Source organism: Verrucomicrobiota bacterium (genome assembly GCA_037139415.1).
Classification (GTDB): Bacteria; Verrucomicrobiota; Verrucomicrobiia; order Limisphaerales; family Fontisphaeraceae; genus JBAXGN01.
The window spans coordinates 18,666-38,030 of sequence record JBAXGN010000060.1; the positions used below are offsets into that span (position 1 = coordinate 18,666).

General features: G+C 56.8%; 21 protein-coding genes. 7 read left to right on the plus strand and 14 right to left on the minus strand.

Going from position 1 to position 19,365, the window contains the following annotated elements; translation table 11 throughout:
- Positions 1-6: 6 nt before the first annotated feature.
- Positions 7-1,353, minus strand: coding sequence for a PQQ-binding-like beta-propeller repeat protein (locus WCO56_12365; GenBank protein ID MEI7730362.1), 1,347 nt, complete (start codon positions 1,351-1,353; stop codon positions 7-9).
- A gap of 516 nt (positions 1,354-1,869) precedes the next feature.
- Here WCO56_12365 and WCO56_12370 point away from each other — a divergent pair.
- From WCO56_12370 to WCO56_12395, 6 genes are all read left to right on the plus strand, one after another.
- On the plus strand, positions 1,870-2,433 hold the full coding sequence (locus WCO56_12370; GenBank protein MEI7730363.1) for a hypothetical protein: 564 nt from the start codon (positions 1,870-1,872) through the stop codon (positions 2,431-2,433).
- Positions 2,430-4,127, plus strand: coding sequence for a C45 family peptidase (locus WCO56_12375; protein MEI7730364.1), 1,698 nt, complete (start codon positions 2,430-2,432; stop codon positions 4,125-4,127). Before WCO56_12370 ends, WCO56_12375 begins: the two co-directional genes overlap by 4 nt.
- Positions 4,124-4,939, plus strand: a complete 816-nt coding sequence (locus tag WCO56_12380) for a lysophospholipid acyltransferase family protein (GenBank protein ID MEI7730365.1) — start codon at positions 4,124-4,126, stop codon at positions 4,937-4,939. The genes WCO56_12375 and WCO56_12380 overlap by 4 nt, the downstream gene beginning before the upstream one ends.
- Positions 4,936-5,403, plus strand: a complete 468-nt coding sequence (fabZ, locus tag WCO56_12385; GenBank protein ID MEI7730366.1) for a 3-hydroxyacyl-ACP dehydratase FabZ — start codon at positions 4,936-4,938, stop codon at positions 5,401-5,403. The genes WCO56_12380 and fabZ overlap by 4 nt, the downstream gene beginning before the upstream one ends.
- Complete coding sequence (locus WCO56_12390) at positions 5,400-6,494, plus strand: NAD(P)H-dependent oxidoreductase (protein MEI7730367.1); 1,095 nt, start codon at positions 5,400-5,402, stop codon at positions 6,492-6,494. The genes fabZ and WCO56_12390 overlap by 4 nt, the downstream gene beginning before the upstream one ends.
- Positions 6,495-6,727: 233 nt before the next feature.
- On the plus strand, positions 6,728-6,961 hold the full coding sequence (locus WCO56_12395; GenBank protein ID MEI7730368.1) for a DNA-binding protein: 234 nt from the start codon (positions 6,728-6,730) through the stop codon (positions 6,959-6,961).
- A gap of 77 nt (positions 6,962-7,038) precedes the next feature.
- Here WCO56_12395 and WCO56_12400 read toward each other — a convergent pair whose 3' ends face one another.
- From WCO56_12400 to WCO56_12435, 8 genes are all read right to left on the minus strand, one after another.
- Positions 7,039-8,361 (minus strand): molybdopterin-binding protein, encoded by a 1,323-nt coding sequence (locus WCO56_12400; protein MEI7730369.1) that lies wholly within the window; start codon positions 8,359-8,361, stop codon positions 7,039-7,041.
- A gap of 143 nt (positions 8,362-8,504) precedes the next feature.
- Complete coding sequence (locus WCO56_12405) at positions 8,505-8,798, minus strand: hypothetical protein (GenBank protein MEI7730370.1); 294 nt, start codon at positions 8,796-8,798, stop codon at positions 8,505-8,507.
- Between the two features lie 28 nt (positions 8,799-8,826).
- Positions 8,827-9,687, minus strand: a complete 861-nt coding sequence (locus WCO56_12410; protein ID MEI7730371.1) for a TIM barrel protein — start codon at positions 9,685-9,687, stop codon at positions 8,827-8,829.
- Positions 9,688-9,750: 63 nt separating this feature from the next.
- Positions 9,751-10,749: a hypothetical protein gene (locus WCO56_12415; protein ID MEI7730372.1), complete on the minus strand. Its 999-nt coding sequence runs from the start codon at positions 10,747-10,749 to the stop codon at positions 9,751-9,753.
- A gap of 41 nt (positions 10,750-10,790) precedes the next feature.
- Complete coding sequence (locus WCO56_12420) at positions 10,791-12,734, minus strand: HEAT repeat domain-containing protein (GenBank protein ID MEI7730373.1); 1,944 nt, start codon at positions 12,732-12,734, stop codon at positions 10,791-10,793.
- 56 nt (positions 12,735-12,790) lie between these two features.
- Positions 12,791-14,080, minus strand: a complete 1,290-nt coding sequence (locus WCO56_12425; protein MEI7730374.1) for a Gfo/Idh/MocA family oxidoreductase — start codon at positions 14,078-14,080, stop codon at positions 12,791-12,793.
- Positions 14,081-14,364: 284 nt separating this feature from the next.
- The gene (locus WCO56_12430; protein MEI7730375.1) at positions 14,365-14,697 is read right to left on the minus strand and encodes a DUF5615 family PIN-like protein; all 333 of its coding nucleotides are present in this window, start codon (positions 14,695-14,697) and stop codon (positions 14,365-14,367) included.
- Positions 14,694-14,918 carry a DUF433 domain-containing protein gene (locus WCO56_12435; GenBank protein MEI7730376.1) on the minus strand — a complete coding sequence of 75 codons (225 nt, stop codon included), beginning with the start codon at positions 14,916-14,918 and terminating at the stop codon, positions 14,694-14,696. The genes WCO56_12430 and WCO56_12435 overlap by 4 nt, the downstream gene beginning before the upstream one ends.
- A gap of 140 nt (positions 14,919-15,058) precedes the next feature.
- Between WCO56_12435 and WCO56_12440 the strand changes: the two genes are divergently transcribed.
- Positions 15,059-15,505 carry a hypothetical protein gene (locus tag WCO56_12440; protein MEI7730377.1) on the plus strand — a complete coding sequence of 149 codons (447 nt, stop codon included), beginning with the start codon at positions 15,059-15,061 and terminating at the stop codon, positions 15,503-15,505.
- A 404-nt stretch (positions 15,506-15,909) separates the two neighbouring features.
- On the opposite strand, the gene WCO56_12445 is transcribed toward WCO56_12440, so the two are convergent.
- The 5 genes from WCO56_12445 to WCO56_12465 all read right to left on the minus strand — a co-directional run.
- On the minus strand, positions 15,910-16,839 hold the full coding sequence (locus WCO56_12445) for an FkbM family methyltransferase (GenBank protein MEI7730378.1): 930 nt from the start codon (positions 16,837-16,839) through the stop codon (positions 15,910-15,912).
- 79 nt (positions 16,840-16,918) lie between these two features.
- On the minus strand, positions 16,919-17,224 hold the full coding sequence (locus WCO56_12450; protein MEI7730379.1) for a hypothetical protein: 306 nt from the start codon (positions 17,222-17,224) through the stop codon (positions 16,919-16,921).
- A 101-nt stretch (positions 17,225-17,325) separates the two neighbouring features.
- Positions 17,326-17,688, minus strand: coding sequence for a four helix bundle protein (locus WCO56_12455; GenBank protein ID MEI7730380.1), 363 nt, complete (start codon positions 17,686-17,688; stop codon positions 17,326-17,328).
- A gap of 49 nt (positions 17,689-17,737) precedes the next feature.
- Positions 17,738-18,658, minus strand: coding sequence for a fibronectin type III domain-containing protein (locus WCO56_12460; protein MEI7730381.1), 921 nt, complete (start codon positions 18,656-18,658; stop codon positions 17,738-17,740).
- 4 nt (positions 18,659-18,662) lie between these two features.
- Positions 18,663-19,365 (minus strand): hypothetical protein (locus WCO56_12465; protein ID MEI7730382.1); only part of this gene is annotated, 703 nt, incomplete at its 5' end.

Sequence of the window (19,365 nt, forward strand, 5' to 3'; positions counted from 1 at the left end):
CCCCAATCACTGCTTGGGCAACTCCAGGCACTTCAGCTCATGCAAATTACGGAGCAACAACTTCCCATCGGAAAGGGCCATGGGCGCCCACGGGCTGCCGCCATCAAACAGATTCACCCTGGCCAGCAACTTGAAACCGGCGGGGTTGACCTCAAACAGGTGAAGTTCCCCGGTTTTGCCCTGCATCACCAACGCCAGGTCATCCACCAACAGCAGCGCGCCGTTGTCAAAACGCAGGTCAGGCCCGGTCTGCCACTGGACTTGCCCTTGCAGGTTCAGGCAAACCAAGCCGGTATTCGTAGCCCCGTGCTCCTTGAAGCTCAGCACATAGACATGATCGCGGTATAAAATCGGCGAATGAATATGGCCGGCGACCTCTTTATTATGGAGCACCACCTTCGTCGCCCATTGCTCGCGCTCGTGACTGACTTGCAACAGGGCACAACCAAGCCGGTACCCGCCGGTGATGAACAGGCGGTCCTCGCCCAAACGCAACGGTTGGGCCATCGGGATTTTGTGCGGTCCAGGCGTCTTGGTCTGCCAGAGAATACGGCCGGTACTGGGCTCCACGGCAGACACAATCGCCGGCGGATATTTCTCCGGATCACTCGGTTGGGCCAGCATGATGATCTGCTCCACCCCGCAGAGTCGCGTCAAATACGGACTCACATGACTGTACCAATTGCGACCAATATAGGCGGATCGCCAGCGCTCTTTACCGGTGACCTTGTCATACGCCACCAACCCCACCTTGGCAGTCTGCGGCGCCACAATCACCACGTCCTGATAGATTAGCGGCGCTTGCGTCATGCCCCACATGGGCAACTGCGTGCGTGCCAGCGCATCCAACCGATTGGTGGCCGCCGCCGCCCGGTCCACCTGCGGGTCTTTGAACTCGGCTAACAAATGATGCTGCCACTCCAACTGATGCGTACTGCGGTTCACGCAATATACCTGGCCAAAGGGGCCGACAGCATACACCCGCTCGGCATCCACCGTGGGCACATTGCGTGAGCCATGGAACGGTAATTTGCCGGGGGCGTCCAATGCCAACTGCCAGTGCTCCCGACCGGTGGCCAGGTCCAGGCAGCGCAATACATCCTGCGCTTCACCCGCACGATCCAACACATACACCAACGCATCCCGCACCGCCGCGCCGGCATAGCCATCACCGAGCGGAATACTCCAGGCTACCTTCGGTCCATTCGTGGGCCAGGCGCGGGCAAAGCCGCGCTCCGGGGAGACGCCCGCGCCATTCGGCCCGCCAAGCTGAGGCCAATCCGCCGTCTGGGCCAAGGCGGTTGCCCCCAGCCAGGCGGCCAGTATCATTCCCTGCGCAAGACGACGGTTCATGCGCAAATCCTTTGCACGCCCCGGTCCCGGTGTCAATGGGCATCACTGGCGTTTGGTTAAAATTTCTAGTTGCTGTGGGTTGGGCTCAGCCGTAACCTGTGTTATGCGTTTACTAAGCATGTGGCCATACCGATTCGCTCTGCCAAATTGCGGAGTGAGTTTTTTGCACGGCAGGGATGCAATACGATCCAATCGCCAAGTGTTTGAGTTTTTTCTGGCAAAAGCCCAGCCCCTTTAATCTCCGCCTGTTTCGAAGTATAGGTTATGGAAACAGTACGTTGTGCAACACCCAGCAGCGCTGTTCTTGCTGGGAAGAGGACCTCTTCTCTCCTGCTGCGAGAGTATATATTATTCGGATTTCGGGTTCCTTTCGGTCTTCGGCATTCGGTTTTCGGCATTCTCTTTTTCCTCACTCTCCTGCTCTGCGGCTGCGCCTCAACCCGCAGTCATCCTGCCCATTGGACGATCAGCGCAACCGATACGGATGCGCCCGCCATCGCTCGTGCCCAACAAACGGTGGCGACGCTGTTCCCTGCGGATTATCGCAGCGTGCACCGGGCCATCCTCACCATGGGCCGACGGCAATTCACGTGTGACGGGGTGCTGACGGTTTCCGCCCGCGCCAAGTATCACCTGGCCTTGATCAGCCCGCTGGGGTTGGTCACCGATCTGGAGGCGGACACGGACGGCGCGGTCAACGTGCGCAAGGTCACCGCGATCTTCCGCGAGGACTGGAGCCGCAACCACGTGGCGCGCGACCTGCGCTGTATCTTCATGCCGCCCGGCAAACTGGAAACCAACGGGCGACTTGCTGATGGACGCTTGGTGCTGCGCGGCGCGCTGGATCGTGACGGGTTAACGCCGCAGTACTTGTTTTCCCCGGATGGCGCGCAGTTGCAGGAGATGGAATGGCTGCGCGCCGGGCGTTGTGTCTATCACGTGAACATCCGGCGGCATCGCACGGTGACAGGCCACCCCAACCCTATTCCCTCGGAGTTGGAAGTGGATGCCGGCCAGTACCACTTGAATCTGCGCATTGCGGAATTGACGGTCTCACCAGACGGAAAGGTTAAACCGTGAGCCGCTGGCGCACATGGTTGCGGCGACTTGCCTGGTTGACGGGCGGTTTTGCTTTATTACTCCTATTGTTGTGGGGCGTCATGTCCGGCCTCATGTATCACTGGGCCGCCGTGCCGCCCGCGCTTCCGGCAGATACCGCAATCACCAATCAAGTGGCGCAAACCCGTGGCGAACGCGTGTACGTGGGCAAGAGCTGGCTGGGACGCCGCGAAGGATTGAACGTGCTTTACCTGACCGGCACGCCGTTCGAGATGGGCTATGCCAATGGCGTGCTTACCCAGAAGCTGATGGATCGGCAGGAACAAGCGCTGCTTGATTTACTCAACCGGGTTGCGCCGTACGAGTGGACCCAATTCCTGTTGAAATTCATGGTCGTGTATAAGAACCGGCATCTGCCGCAACACGTCCTGCCTGAGTACCAGACGGAAATCCTGGGCATAACGCTCGGCTGCCCCGATCCGCACCCGGAAGTCGGCCCGTACTATTATCGCGTGCTGAATTATCACGCCGCCCAGGACATCTCATACATGATGATGAACAGCCCGCTGCTCCGGCGCGGCTGCACCGTCTTCGGCGCTTGGGGCAACCACACCCGCGACGGGCATCTGCTGGCAGGACGAAATTTCGATTGGGAGGCGCATCCGGTGTTCGATGAAGACCGGTTGCTCATTCTCTGCGAGCCGAAAGACGGCATTCCCTTTGTATCGCTGGCCTGGTCGGGCATGGCGGGCGCGGTGTCCGGCATGAATCGTGAAGGTCTGGCCATCACGGTGAACGGCGCACCTTCGGATTTGCCCGGCGACTCCGCCACCCCGACCTGCCTGGTGGCGCGCGAGGTGCTGCAACGCGCCCGCAATCTGGCGGAAGCCGTGGACATCATTCGACGGCGGCAAGTGTTTGTCTCAGCCATGTTCCTGGTCGGCAGCCGACAGGATGGGCACTTCGTGATCGTGGAGAAAACCCCCACTCAAACCGTCATCCAAGAACCGGGCGCGACGCCCTGGATCATCTGCGCGAATCTTTACCAAACGCCGGAATTGAAAAACCTGCCCATCAACCTGGAATACCAACGCATGGACACCTCGATGCCCCGATACCAGCGCATGCAGGAATTACTGCAAGCAGCCAAGGGTCTGGACATACCGCAAAGTGTGAACCTGTTGCGCGACCGGCGGCTCCCCGGCAACGTCGCGGCGGGCAACGGACATCGCAGCACTCTGAACCCATTGATCGCCACGCATGCTGTGCTCATGGATTTGACGGAAGGCCTGTTTTGGGCCGGCACGTCACCTCATCAGTTGGGGAAATTTGTGGCAGTGGATGTGCGGCGATTAGAAACCGAGCTGCCGGAGAAAACCCTGCCCGCCGATACCATGCTGGCCAGCGGGGAATACCAGCGTTACCTCGCGGCCAAAGGAAATTTGGAAGTCGGACGAAGCGCATTAAAACAAAAACAATTTGCCGTGGCGGCGCAGTACGCTCGCCAGGCGGAGACCAATAACCCCGGCTATTATCAGAACGCCTGGCTGTTGGCGGAAAGTTTGTTTCGCAGTGGCCACACCGTGGAAGCGGCACAGGCCTGCGCTTCCGCCGTGGCAGGCCAACCTGCCTTGGGCGGCGAACGGCGACAGCTTGACCAACTCGCCCGCGATATTGCCCAGGCCAGTGGCAGCAAGGGAGGCGCGACTAAGTGAAAACGTCCGGTGAACGTTTCTTTCCGCTGACCGTGCTGATCTTTTCACTCGGTTACCTGAGTTATTTCTTCACCAAAACCGTCTGTGTGCTGTTCGGCGCGCCGCTCATGCTGTTGTTGACGCCCTTTCCCCGCGCGAAATACCAGGTGCTCCAAACCATCACGCACGGTGTGCTGGGCTTCTTCACCCGCACGTGGCTGCCGTTGTTGGGCGTGTACCGCATTGCAGAAATATCCGGCCTGGAATCGGCGCTCGCCACGCGCCCGGCCATCCTGGTGGCCAATCATCGCGGTTTCATGGATAGCATCCTGCTCCTCGGCCTCGTGCCCCGCATGGGAGTGCTGATCAAATCGCGTGACACCAAGCAACCGATGTACGCATTGTTATCCAAACACTTTGACCTGGTCAGCGTGGACCGCGATTCCCTCGCCCATATCTCCAGTTCACTGGATCGCTGCCGGCAGGTGCTGGCGGACGGGAAATTCCTCCTGATCTTTCCCGAAGGCACGCGCGCCCGCACCGGGCGTCTGCAATCATTTAACCGCATTGCCTTCCAATTGGCCATAGATACCGGGCTGCCCATTCGCTCGGTGCTCATTCATTCCACCCAACCGTTCATGGGAAAAGTTCCGGGCAGCCTCTTTCCGCGCCGCCGCAACGAATTTCGCATCCGCTTTCTTGACCTGGAAACGCCGCAGCCCGATGATGACGTCGACCGCCTGAGCGAACGGGTGCATCGGCGCATGGCCCGCGAATTGAAAACATTGGATGCCGGAACCGTCTGGGAAACAGGCCGTCAAAACGAATCATGAGTGATAAAGCATTATTTGAACTGCCGGACATTTTGCCCGTGCTGCCGCACCGGCCGCCGTTTCTATTTGTGGATCGCATCCTCGCCCTGGACCCGCACAAAAGCATCCTGGCTGAGCGCACCCTCCGTGCCGATGAACCCCAATTCACCGGCCATTTTCCAGGCCAACCCATCATGCCGGGAGTTTTGGTGGGGGAAGCTCTGGCCCAGACCAGCGGTCTGCTGCTAGGATTCAGTGACAAACTGACCGCCACCCAAGCGCCCGAGCGCCCCCGAATGTTCTTCCTGGCCACGACGAATCTCAAGTTCACCCATCCCGCAGTGCCCGGCGACGTGCTAAAATTGCGCTCCGTTTTCGATAAGAACTTTGGCGGGCTCTATCGCTTCAGCGTCGAAGCCACCGCCGGGCGCAACGTGATCGCCAGCGGCATTTTGACCCTGGCGCTGGTCGGAGGAACCGCATGAAGCAAAAGGTCCTGCTGCTGCGAGCCAACCCGCGCAAAACCGGTTTCACCCAGCGTTTGGGCGATTGGTTTCTGGCGGGGCTCCGCGAGGCGGGTGCCAAAGTGCGCGACGTGGATGTCCCCGCGCTAGGGCTGAATCCCTGTCTGGGCTGTTTCCATTGCTGGCTGGTTGAGCCGGGGCAATGCGTGCATGGCGACGCCATGAGCGCGCAACTGGAATACATCCGGGAGGCGACCGTGGTGGTTTGTGCCACACCGATTTATTACTACTCGATGAGCGCTTACCTGAAGACCTATTTTGAGCGCACGTTTCCCCTGGCCAAGCCGGGCATTCAGGTTTCCGGCAAAGGGCTGACCCGAAATAGCATTCGCCACCTCGCAGATTGGAAAGACAAGAAATTCATCAGCATTATCACGGGTGCATTGCGCGACCCCGAGGCGTACCGACCCGCAACTGAGACCTTTCAACTCATCGCCGACAGCCTGGACATGGAATTGGGAGGTCAATTGACCCGACCCGAGTGTTATCTGCTCGATTACCCGCTCTCCAAACCCAAAACCTTGAAGCGGGTTGAGGCCGCGTTTATTCAGGCCGGACGCGAGGCGGGCACCACCGGGCGGCTCTCCACCGAAACGATGCAAGCCGCCGCGCTCCCGCTGGCAGCAGACCTCAACCACTATCGCACCTATTCCAATTACTATTGGACATGGGCCAATGACATGGGCGAAGAAGCCCTTGAACCCTCTAACGTGCAGCGGCGCGTGGCCACCGATGCGCGTATTCTAATGCGCGAGATGGTTCGCAGTCACGATGCCAAGGCCACTGCCCGCGTCAAAGCCGTGCTGCAATTTGAATTCCCGGATCGGCAACTGGTCTATTCCGTGCGCCTCAACGCCGACCATTGCGAACTGGCGGAAACCGGCGTGGCCAATCCGGATTTGCGGGTCACGTGCAACTCCACGGTATGGTCGGCGGTGTTCATGCGCCAATTGGACCTGCGCGAGGCGTTGCGCAACGGTTCATTGCGTCTGGCGGGCGATAAATCCCTCTTCACGCGTCTGGATCGCTTCTTCCCGCCGCCCTCGGAATGATTCATTTATGCACTGGCAGGCGGCAGGAATGGTGGTGGAATAGAAAGTCGAAATCCAGATTTGACAAATAGCCAAACTTGACGAACGTTACCACCAGTGCATCACTGGGCATGGGCCCGTGGGCCGAACGAAATGGGAAATATATGATCTCTAACGAAAGACCATCGCCGTACGGAAACCGGCAGCCACAGGGTAACTCCTGGTCGCCGAGGCCACCCTCCAATGAGGAGACCATTAAAACCGATAAAGTGGCGATCGAACGCAAAATGTTCGTTTTCACCCTTCGCGAAAACCCGCGCGGACGGTTTTTACGAATTACCGAAGATGTGAATGGACGCCGGGATACTATCATCATCCCTGCCCCAGGTTTAGCGGATTTCAAAAAGATCATGGACGAAATGATTGCGGCATCCGACGCCACCCCCCAAAAGACACCGTCTTCGCCGCCGCCAGCACCTGCCGAATAGGCCCGTAACCAGTGTGAGCGTGGTGATTTGATGGCGTTGCCAGCAACCATCCCTTAGAATTTGGGATGGAGGCTTTTTTATCGCAATTGCTGCCAGAGGAAGGCGAGGAGTTGGGTGACTAATTGTGCCTGAGCAGATTCCGCTGAACCTCGCAGCGTAAAGGTTTCTGAATTCCAATGGTGCCCGGGCGCCTTCAGCATGGCTTGAACAGTGGTCCCTCCGGCTTCATCCCGCTTGCCAGGCCCAATCACCAAGACGTAATCCCCGCCGCTTACTCGGGCAATGCGTCCGACGAGATATTTTAGGGCCGCCAACCCGCCGGCATCCGCCTGCTCTTCTTTAGGAGTTTCCAGAACGCGATATAACTCGGCTTCACCGGCAGCCACCCATGATCCGCAAAACGAAGGACCGGTGTCGGGAACCTTCGCCAAAGCCGCTGCCAAGGCGCCGCCGCTGCCGATTTCCCCCAAAGCCAGGGTGACTTTATGTTGCTGCAATCCGCGTACCACCATTTCCTCCAAGCTGGCGCCATCATCAGAGTAGAGGTTGGTGCTCAGGCATTCGCGAATCTTCCCTTTGAATTCATCCAGAGACTGTCGGGCGCCCGGGGAATCTTCGGGCAGTGAAAAGATGAAATCCACCCGCCCGGCGTCAAACAGCGAGGCGGTAATCAAATTGGCGGGCGGAACGACATGCTGCTTGATGGTATGATCAATCTGGGATTGTCCCAAGCCGACAAATCGCAAGGTGACGGAAGCGGCGTTGGGGCGAATGCCGTAATGTTGCACCAGCATGGGAACCAATTCTTTTTGCACCATTGGCTGCAATTCGCGCGGCGGTCCCGGCAGGGCAATCACGTGAACCGTGCCGCAGTCAAACATCAGTCCAGCCGCAGTGCCAAACGGATTCTTCAGGTAACCGCCACGGATTGGCACTTGGGTTTGCCGACGCATGTTGGCGCGCAGTTTCTCGACGGGCGTGCGGTGACGCTGGCTCATGGCCAGCAGCAGGTCCGGATTCTCCTGAAGCGGAATGCCGGTAAATTTTGACAAGGTTTGCCGGGTGATGTCGTTATCCGTCGGCCCCAATCCTCCCGTCACAAAGACCAGCGAGGCGCGGTTGGTGGCAAAGCGCAAGGCAGCGCATATTTCCTCCTCCACGTCATCCACCAGGATTGAGCCAACGCAGTTCAGACCCAACGGATGTAGCGTGCGGGTGATAAACTGGGTATGCGCATCTTGGATGGTCCCTTCCAATAATTCTGTGCCCGTGACCACGAGAAAATAATTGACGGCTTTGACATCATTAGTGGAAGCACCCAGCGTTGCGCCATGAGCGGCCACGACCAGCAGCGCCAGGCAAAGCAGGCCAGACAATCGTTGTTTGCCAAATATATGCATCCGGATTCAGTTGTAAAATTTCAGTTCTTCACCCCAACACCTGCGCATCGCGAGGCTGACGAGGTAAGGCAACGGATCAAACCAGCACATATAAAATCCGTCTCCTTACCTCGACGGCTACCCAAGTCGGCGACCAATGCGATTTAATTATTTTCCGGCTGAACACGCTTCAAGCCGACCGCTTGCGCAATATCATCAAACTCTTCTTTGCTGACCTCTTCGAGCTGTTTCCCTTTGGCGGCAAGTTTTTCGTTAATCTTGACGGCTTTTTCGGTCATGTCCTCATGCGTTTCCTTGGTACCGCCAACCAAGGCAAAATTAGGGCCTTGGGTGATTCGTTTGTGACCGTCCGAATCCAAACCCACGCCCAACATCATTGCTTTCTTTTTACGTATCGGCTGCTTAGCCATGGCGAAAAAGTAATGGGCGTTGGCCAAAGAGCAACGCTAAAGTTTGATTCTGAAGTTATTTGCCACCCGCTTCAGCAGCCAGGCTTGCGGAATATTCCTTCCAGGCCCGGATGGATTGCTTGAGGTTTTCCACCTTGTCACCCTTGACGTTGTAACATTGCAGTCCGATGGGACCGCGATATCCCACCGTCTTCAATTCCCGGAGGAAACCCAGGACATCGTACGACCCCTTGCCCAACGGCTGAATGAGTTGTTCCCAACCATAGCCGGGCATCAGCGGCTCCGCTCCATTGACGGAAACCAGCATCAGGTAAGGCAGCGCCTCACGAATGGTTTTGGAGAGTTCAGGCCCCTGGCCACCGCGTAATTCATGGCACAGGTTGATGGATATCCCCACGTTTTTCCGGTCAATGCGTTTTATAAAACGCAGCGCATCCGCAGCGACGGACGTATAATCACCCGCATGAGGATATATCGCCACCCGCAACCCACCCACGGCCACCTGGTCGGCAAACTCGCGAATAACCGCCACCGCTTTGTCATCATCCTGCCCGCGTTTTTTACCCGCCACCGTGAGCCAGAAAATCATGTCGGTTCCCTTGAGTTCCTGAACCGCGTCCTTGAGGGCGGGATCAATGGATGGTGTTTTATCGAGATCACACCGCACATAGGTGGCAAAGATTTTCAGACCGGCGGCCTCGTACGTTTTAATTTGCGGCAGCAACTTGTAGCCACGGGAACCCAGTCCGTCATAGCCCAGTTCTTTCAACACTTTCTCCGGTTCCGGGATGCCACCGATGCCGTTATCAAAGGCAAAAAACGGATTGGCCAAACCGCGTTCGGCCGCGTGAACTCCCAAGCCTAGCAACACGGTTAGGAAAATAGCCCAAGGATGTAAAGTGAGTCGGTAAGACATAATATTACGAAAATTTTGTGCTTTGAAAAATCATCAGTCTGGCCGCTTTTGAAGTCCGGCTCCCTATTTCTTCAGCTCATGATCCGCTGGTTTTAAACCCTTCTTGTACGCGCTGAAGCCGTAAAAGCTGGGCTGGTAGTCACCCACAATGGCGACATCAGCCCGAGCCGGAACGTTCAGGTCGAGTGTCCAATACACACCATTGACAATCAGGCGTCGCAAATCCTCACACGCCAGGTCCATGGCCGAACCCATGGTGGTGGTCAAAATTTTATTCACTTTACCCGCCTCGTTGGTATGGGAACGCGTCCAGACAATCGGCATCATGGGATTGTTTTTGGGACCATCCAGCGGCGGATCCGTTGGCTGCATACCGGCAAGAACTTGGCCGCGCATCAGGACTTTCACATCGGCAGGCGGGTTGGCGACATAAACATCCGTGTTGCCAAAGACATCCGCCACGCCGCGCAAAATCGGGTCGTTCTTGGCCGCTGGTTCCGCCAAACCACGGGTAGCTTCAAACTTGTGCTTTCCGTGATGGTTAACCCACGTTTCGCCGAGCACCTGCCGACCAAAGCCCCCCTTCCATTCCTGACTGTTGAAACTGTATTTCTTGTACGGACTGGTGGAATTTTTACCATACCGAAAGGCATGGGTGCTGGTGCGCAAGGCAATGATCGGCTTGCCAGCCAGATAGGCATCCACGAAATGCTTCATCTGCTCATCCGGCCACTCGCGGAACCGCAGGCCGAGAATGATGCAATCCGCCGTATCCAAAGCTTCAGCCCCTCCCAGACTTGCACAATTTGTCGGGTTAATGGTGCCGTCCTTGTCCACCGCAAATAGGACGGAACATTTAAACCCATGCCGTTCCGCCAGGATTTTTCCAAGCATGGGCATGAATTCTTCCGAGCGGTATTCCTCGTCGCCGGAGAGCAGCACCACATGTTTCCCCTTGCCCGGGCCAGCCTTGCCTTCAAAGGTTGCGAAGTCCGCCCCCAAAGTCGCCAAGATGGAACCTGACAACACCGCAATCATGGATAATTGGCTCATCAATTTCATATACGAATCAGGATGTGACAATTTGCTTCAAAATTCAACCTTCAGTTTTTGGTGGTTTGGTCCAGCAATGATTGAATGCGGCGTTTCAGCCGCCGATCTTCCGTGGCTTTCTGGACCTTTTTCATGGCACCTGACACTTGTGCCGGTTGTTTCCCCACGAGTTGCTCACCAATGCTCACCGCTGCCAGGCAGGCTTCGGCTTTGGTCGCATTGACCTCGAGATAGCTTAAAGCCATATTCAGGGCGTCCAGCGACGCCACCGTGCCCAAAGCTCCCAAGAGGAGCTTTTTCTCCTCGTTGCGTTGTGCGAGCGACGCGGCATCTTTGCACATCGCCAGTTTTTTATCCGCCGCGACGTCGGTGCTGCCAGCCAGCCGGATGAAACCGCGCAAAGCGAGAATCTTCCGGCTGGCTTGAGGCGCATTACGCGCCAGTTCCAGCAGGTCGGGCGCTGCTTCCAAGTCCGGCCAGTCACACAAGGACCGGAAACCAACCATTTGAATTTCCGCATTGGCATCCTGCGAGGCCAACTTCACGGCCTTTAGAGCGTCGGAGCCGCCCGCGGAAGCGAGCAAGCGCAGCAAGGAATTTTTGTGGAGCAGATCGGCAGTCGCCAGCGGCGTTAGAAATTGGCGAGCCAGCGGTGCTTTGTCAGAAATACGGGTGGCGATGTTCTGAATGCACACTTCCACCGCTTCCATGAGGCTTTTATCGCCTGTCTTAAGCAGACAGGCAAGCAACCCGGGCACTTCGTTGGCACTGCCCGTTTCATTCAACGCCTTGAGTGCGGCTTTGGTTAACACGGCATTCTCCCCAGCCACAATCGTGACCATCGCCGCATTCGCCAGCGTAACCCGGCGCTGCGCCACTGCCTCAATCGCCGCCTGGCGCGAGCGTTCCCCGCCTTTGGACACCATCTCGGCAATGGCGGTATCCGCCTCTTTGCCCGGCAACACCGCCAGAGTCTCACTGGCTGCTTTGCTCACCACGCTATCGGCATCGGTGGCGGCATCGAATAGCACCGGCACCACCGAGGCATCGCCCATCTGCCCCAGTACTTTCAGCGCCGCCACGCGAGCGGCGGATTCCCCACGCTTGGCAAGATCGCGCACGACGGGCAAGGCGACTGGATCGCGGCGATCCCCCAGCACCGCCAGCACCAACGCCTGCTGCGCTCCTGGCAATTTATCCAGTTCGCTCATCAGCGCCTTCGTGATCTTTGCGCCCGGCACTTCGCGCGCGGCCAACAACGCGGCATTTAACATTTCCTGCTCGTTGCTGCGCACCATCTCCCCAAGCAACGCCGCGCCGTCCTGACCTTGCAGCAACACGAGATTGCGCGCAGCGGCAGCAGCGATGTACTTCGGCACGTTGGCCTGCCGCACAAACCCATAGAGGCTGATGGCCGCCTCTTTCTTTCCGTGGGCCGCCAGATTCTTGGCGCACCAAAAACTGCCTTCAGCCAACGCGGAAACCCGCTTCTCCGGCGCTTTGGCCAACGCATCCTGTAACGCCTGACTGGCGGTGGCACCACTGATTTTGCCAAGTGCAAACGCGGCAGCAGCAGCCACTTCATCGTCGGCATTGCCCAATAATGCGACGATTTGCGAAACGGCTTTTGCATCCTGGCGGTTGCCCACAGAACCAAGCACTCCAACTAACAAACGCCCTTGGGTTTTACCCAGCGCTGCCCGCAATGCGTCATCCGCTGAAGCATCGGGAATCTTTTCCAAAGCCACGCGGGCCAGATGCGACAGGCGTTCGTGCGTCAACAACGTCGCCAACGCCGGAACGGATTCTTTCGTGCCGATGACCGCCAACCGGCGGCAAGCCACATCTTTATCAAACAGCGGCCCGTCCGCTTTGAGAATGGAGATCTGCTGCTGTTCCTCCTCCGCCTTGGAGGCAGCCAGGAGCGAGGTCGCACACAGAACCGCGCCAAGCGCGATGACCAACGTGAGGTGAGACAAATGGATGTTTTTCATGACGAGATTCAAGTTATGGTTGGGAAATCAGTTCCTGGAGATTTGTCCTTATTGGATTAAATCCGCCACGGTTCGCGCGGCGACTGAGACCGCATCCGGTTGGCTTCTTCATCGCCGAGGAATTCTTCCTTGGCCGGATCCCATTTTACATTGCGCTGGAGTTTCATGCAGATGCCGCCCACGTGGCAAATGGTGTGCGCGTAATGCGCCACCTCAGCGTTCGCGATGGCGGGCCGCCGGTTTTTCACGCAATCCAGAAAATCCCGGTAATGGTTCAGCGAGCGCTGGGATTGCGCGACGTATTGCTGGATAATCTGCTTGCGCAGGCCGAGCAGAGATTTTGGGTGTACGTCCGGCGCATTGCCGTCGGAACACTCGGCCTTGCCTTCACTGCCTTCAAACCGGACGCCACAAGTGCCGGGGAAACCAAACTTGGTATTCAACATTTTGACCCCGTTGGCATAATGGGCGATGAGCCCCTCGCTCGTGTCGTTGTTCGGGAACACATACTCGATAGGCGAGGTATAGACGGTATCATTGGCCCACTGACAGAGATCATACGTGTGCGCTCCCCATTCGCCGAGACCGCCCGTCCAGGTATCCGCGTGCTTGCCGCGCTCCTTCAAGTATGCGGCATTGTAGGGATGCCACGGCACCGGCCCCAACCACATATCCCAATCCACCTCGTCCTTGGAGGGTTCCGGTTCTTCCGGATGCCACTTATGCGGCGCGAACCCATGGACAATGTGGGCCGTGAGGGTATGCAATTTGCCCAAGTACCCCTGCCGGGCGAGTTGAATGATGAATACAAAGTTTTCCTCGGAACGTCGCTGGGTGCCGGCCTGAAAGACGCGTCCGTACTGCTTCATGGTTTCCATCAACCCGCGACTTTGGCCGATGTCCATGGAACACGGCTTTTCGCAATACACATCTTTGCCGGCTTTCATCGCATAACTGCCCAGCATGGCGTGCCAGCGGTCGCTGGTGGCAATGAGCACCGCGTCAATGTCCTTGCGCGCCAGGAGTTCGCGGAAATCGCGGTAGCTGACGCAATCCTTACTGCCGTAATGCTGGTCTATCACGGTCTTGACGGAATTGCGGCGATCCGCGCGCACATCGCAGTTGGCGATAAACTGGGTGTCCGGTTCCCGCATCAGGCATTGCAGGTCAAACCCGCCGCGTCCACCGATGCCGATGCCCGCCATGATAATCCGTTCGCTGGGCGGCGTTTTACCGTCCGCGCCAATGACCGAGGCGGGCACCACCATCGGGGCGGCGGCCAGCACAGCGGCGGTTTTTAGAAACGAACGACGTGAAACAGGATTGGAGTCTGATTGAGTCTTCATGCGTAATGTCCTTTAAAGCAAACGAGTCCCCGCCGGCAATTCAACAATTGCCCGCCGGCGACTCGCACTGGCTGTCGTTGGGTAAGCGTTCCCATGGATGTACCAGGATTTGCCCAATTGGACGTTGATCGAGGGAAGATAATTCATTCCGCATTAGGCTGGCCTTCATCCGTGCCATCCGCGTAATCCGTGGTAAAAAACCGGGGAATTATCCACCGATAAACACCGATGGACACAGACAACTGCCGCCGCCAACTGCTTGGGCGGCCCTTTTGATATGCGAGTCACCGCACAATTTCGATGAACATTTCGCCGGCTTCCATCCGTCGGCGAATCTCAGGCCAAAGCGGCGCGAACCATTGCAGCAAAGCCTTGTTGGTACAATTACCTATTCGCACCCAAACGACGGGAACCGCTTTGGCGGCCTTCAGCCACAGGTTTACGAAATCCTCATCCTTCGTGATAATCGTGGCACCCGTCTGTGCCGCGTGCTGCCAGACCACGACATCGGTGGAACTCTGAAGCTGGACCTCCCGCACATGTGCCGCCGCACACCCTTGCTCCCGAAGCCAGTGAGCCAAGCCGGGCGGCAACTGTTCATCCACGAGGATCTTCACGCAGCCTTGACGACGAGATGGTCGCTTCCACTCGCGGCGTAAAGCAACGCCGCCTTGATATCCTCCGCCTCAAGATCGGGAAAATCCTGGAGAATTTCCGCCGGCGTGGCGCTATCGGCCAGCATTTCAAGGATATCCTTCACGCGGATGCGCAACCCCCGAATGCACGGACGCTCGCCACATTTCCCCGGTTCCACAGTTATGCGGTCCATTAGACTCATGGCGATAGAAAACCCCGCTTCACGGAGAAAGTCAAGCCAGCGAATCATCGCGCAGCAAGACAGCTCAAATTCCACACTCCGCAATCCGCATTCCGAAATCCGCATTCGAGAGTTTCCGCATTCCGCAATCCGCATTCCGAATTCGAGGGTTCCGCAATCCGAAATTATGGGCCGCACGCACTCCAAAATCGGTGACGGCGCGAATTACATGTTATAGTCGAACCCCGTTTCTGCTCAAAATGAACTGGGACAAAACCGCCTACTTCGCCGCCATCGTCGCCATCATGACCTTCACCCTGAACGGCCTGGCCGTGGGCCTGGGCACGCTCTATCCCAACCTGAAAGAAGATCATCCCGGAAAAATCGTGAGCGGCTTCGGCGGCACCTTCTGCCTGGTGCTGAGCTTCGTGTACATCGCCGCCTCCGTGGCGGTCTTGGCGGTGGGTTCGCCGTGGGCCTCCCGCTGGCCCGCCGCGCCGCTGTGGATACAAGCCCTCTGCACGCTGGGATTCCTGGGCCTATCCCTCGCACTCGGCTGGCTGCCCATGCGCCTCGCCAAACAACGCCTGGCCACCTTCGAACCGTAGGCCGCGCACCCGCCCATATGTGTCGGGAGAATCCCAAGGGGATTCCGGCCTCCAGCCCAGGATTGGACCGTTGGGGGAAAAGGGGAACGGGCCTATCCTGGGTCCCCACCGCCAACGTGGATAAACCCTGTAAGGGTTTCGGCCTCTGGTCCCGTCGCCGTTCATGGCCTCCCCCCCCCGATGGGATGAAGACCTCAGGAAAACCGCCCAATTGGGCGTCTCCTTATGGACACCCGCACCCACTCAAATTTGAACGGAGCAAATCCAAAGCGGCGTCGCAGCCCCTTCACCCTTCCTTGCCGCACGCACTCCAAAATCGGTAACCGTACGTACTGCAAACTGTGTTGAAATGGTCGAACTCCGTCTGCTCACACGAAGGCACAAAGGCACGAAGAAACGTCAGTTCATTCCAGGTATTTTTCGACAAATTTCAGCTTCTCCTTGGGAACGCACAAGGCGTCCTGCTTATATTGCGCATAATTCTGGCACCTCGCAAAGCGCCATGCGTTTGAATGTGGATTAACCCTGATAAAGATTTCGTAATCCAACGCACGAAAAAACTTGTCAACATCAACGATGGACTGACTGTGCCATTTTAAACAATGCTCCATAAACTCCCCAAAGACAACTGGCCTTTGTTGGCGGAGGAGCTCCCGCGCCCCCATCATGGCAAAGAGGTCATAGCCATCCGTATCAATTTTAATCAAGGTGACATTGCCTGGTAATGTTCCGGCAAGTACCAAAGAGTCAATGGTTCGAACCTTGAGTTTATTGGTGACGCATTTCCAATTACCGCCTGCCGGAACAATGTTTGCAGTGCCAGTACCTTGACCAAGCACTAGATCGTGTTCCACCTGGATTTCCACATCTTTTTCCACTTCTCCGACAGCGAAATTAATGCATTTCATTTCGGCCTCCAAACCACTCAACTTGATATTGGCAGCCAGTGCAAGCTGGTTATCTTTGACAGCTTCGATGCAATAAACGAACGGGGGGGGGCAACCCGCTGCTTTATTATAAGTGGCAAAAGGTATAGAAATTAGGCCAATATTTGCGCCAATGTCGAGAAAACAACCCTTCGGATCGTGTATGGAGGAGAGGAACTCAAGGGTGGACTCTTCAAATACATCCATAAAATACGCCATGCGTTCATGGTGACAAAATAGATCCAATCTCACTTGATATGGGCAAGGCTTATGTAGGGTGGTTTGAACAAAAATGTGCTTTGCATTAAAGCCTAATTTTTTGTGTAGCAACAACATTGCACGCACTTTCCCGCGAAAGTTGGGCAACCTGCGAACGATGGCACAAAAAGCAAGCCAGATTTTTAACATAATGTTTTGAGTAACTGTATTAATCTAATAATAGAAAATGAACCGATCATTGGAATTCAAAATTTTCAATCGAAATTTGTCATATTCGTCGCATCGCCTGGAGCGTGGCGTTCATGGTGTTCAGGATGGTGCCCACTTCCCATTGCGTGGGCGGTTCGCTGACGGTGAAGTCCATCGTGGCGACGCTGTTGGTGTTGCCGCTGCTGTTGGCGGTGACGCCATTAACGGCGTCATTGAGCTGTTGTTGGGTGACGTAGCCGGTGGGCAGCGCGTCAATGCGGGCGTTCACGGCGTCAATCATGGCCTTTAGGGCGTTGAGTTGTTCACGGAGTTCTGCCGCGGACGCCACGGATTCGTCGGCGGGCTTTGAGGGATCGAAAGGCATAATGAAAAAGTATTAAGGATTAAGTATTAAGGATTAAACGGTGGGTGGTTCTGGTTTTGAATGGATTTTGCATTGATACAAGGATTAAGGATAAAAGAGGGTTAAGGGTTACGGACTTTTTTGTGGATGCTGGTAAGGATGGCGTTTAGCTGGCGGGTTTCTTCCCGGAGTGGATCGAGGCTTGGGGCGGGAATCGTGCCGCTGCGCAGCAATAGTTCCAGCCAATACTCCGTTTCCTCGATCTCTTTCAGGCAATCGCCCACTTTGGCGGCAAACTCCGCCGGGGAACGCGCGCGGGACGCCTCGCGGTAATTGGCCCCCACTGAGGTACCCGCGCGCAACGCCTGTTTGCCCAACACCTGGGCGACGGTTCCCTTGGGCAGACCCGCATAGGCACGAATGATGGCCAGGGCAAACGCCATGGTGCGTTCTTTCAAATCCCGGTTGCGATCATTGTCCATCATAGGCTGCCTTGCGCTTTTTATACTTAATCCTTTATCCTTAATACTTTCCTCACAGCACCACAATTTCTTTGTCTTCGCTCGGCTGGCTTTCGCCGGTGTCGTTGGCGGCGGTGACGCGGAATTTGACGGTCTTGCCGGTGGGCAGGCCGGTGAGGCGCACGTCGCTGTTGTCGCGGTTGATGACGTGGCGGAAGTCTTCATCCACGTCCACGACCTGAATAAAGATGCGGTAGTAGTTGGCGCGGCGGGAATCGGGCCAATCGGCCAGGAGCACGCCGGGGCCATCGGTGGTGACGATGAGGTTTTCCGGGATTTCGGGCAGATCGGGCGCGCCGGGTTGGTCCAGGCCAAAGGCGTCCCAGCGCGGGTCCAGCGGGTCCATCAGGGGGGTGAGTTCCTGGATGAGGGCGCGCATGCGCACGCGCAGGGTTTCCATGGCGGCATCGCGGGCGACGCGTTTTTGGGAGGCGGCGACGACGCCGTCATTCCAGGCCTCGTGGGCGTCGTGCATGGCGTCAAAGAGGAGGCCGGCCTTGGCGGCGGTGACTTCCAGCGGCGCGTTTTCCATGGTGGGATTCTTGGTGAGGTAGGTCTTGAGGTCGGTGCAGAGTTGGCTGCGCTTGGCCTGGTTGCCGGGGACGGCGGTGGAACCACCCGGCCAGTTGGTGCCCTGCCAGTTCTGGTTCCAGTGTTCGCCGAATTTCTGGGCAAAGATGGCGCGGGTGGCCTTGATGAAGGCCCGCATGTTGGAGTCGGCAATGCGGATGTTCGCGCCCAGGGTTTTTTTGGCCTTTTTGGCGTCGCTGAAGTTCATGGTGGCGGTATCCGTGGCGGCGATGTCCACGAGGAATTTGGCCTCGGTGTTTTGTTTGACGCCGATCACGGTTTCATACCGGTGGAGACCGTCCACCATGTCTCTGGCCAAGCTCATGACCTGGCCGTATTGGTTGGGGATGGGGTTGCTTGCCATATATTTAACTTTGGTTTTTGGGGTTAGGGTTTCGTGTTCGTCGTAACAAAAGTGGCCCCAGCGGCCGTGACCGTAGCGCATGTGATTGGTGAGTTGAGGGTTGCGGTTGTAGGAGCCGGGGGCTGACCGCCCAGGCGTCCAACCGGGCGGAACGCCGACGGGATGCCCCAAAAAGGCGATTTTGGGAGCTCCAGAGTGGATTTATGCCCGGAACAAGGGTTGGGCGGCAGTCCAAGCCGTGGGAACGCAGGCGCGAAGCGTTTTTTGGACCGCCAGCGGGTTTTTGCGCACCAAAAAAGGTTTTTTTCGTCCTCCAGAAATTATTTATGCACGGGAAAAGGCTTTTTGTGACCATAAAAAAACTTTTATGATGGGAAAAAGGCTTTTTTGGCTCACAAAAGTTTTTTTGCGATGGGAAAAAGGGTTTTTGCGTCCATAAAAAATCTTTTACGACCGAGAAAAGGGTTTTTTGGTGCGTAAAAACGTTTTTGCGGGTGAAAAAAGGGTTTTTTGGTGCACAAATTTCCGTAGTCGGGTGGGAAAACGGTTCTTGAGTGGATTGAATGGCAGTTACTTGCGCAAAAATGGCGCGTCGGGAGGGAAAAGGCTGGGGATAGGTTAGAGCCTCATGACTTCGGCTGCTACCGTGGATGGATGGCGCGGTCAGGCGCTCAGTTGGGCGTTGGTTGGCTTGGGCGTTGGTTGGC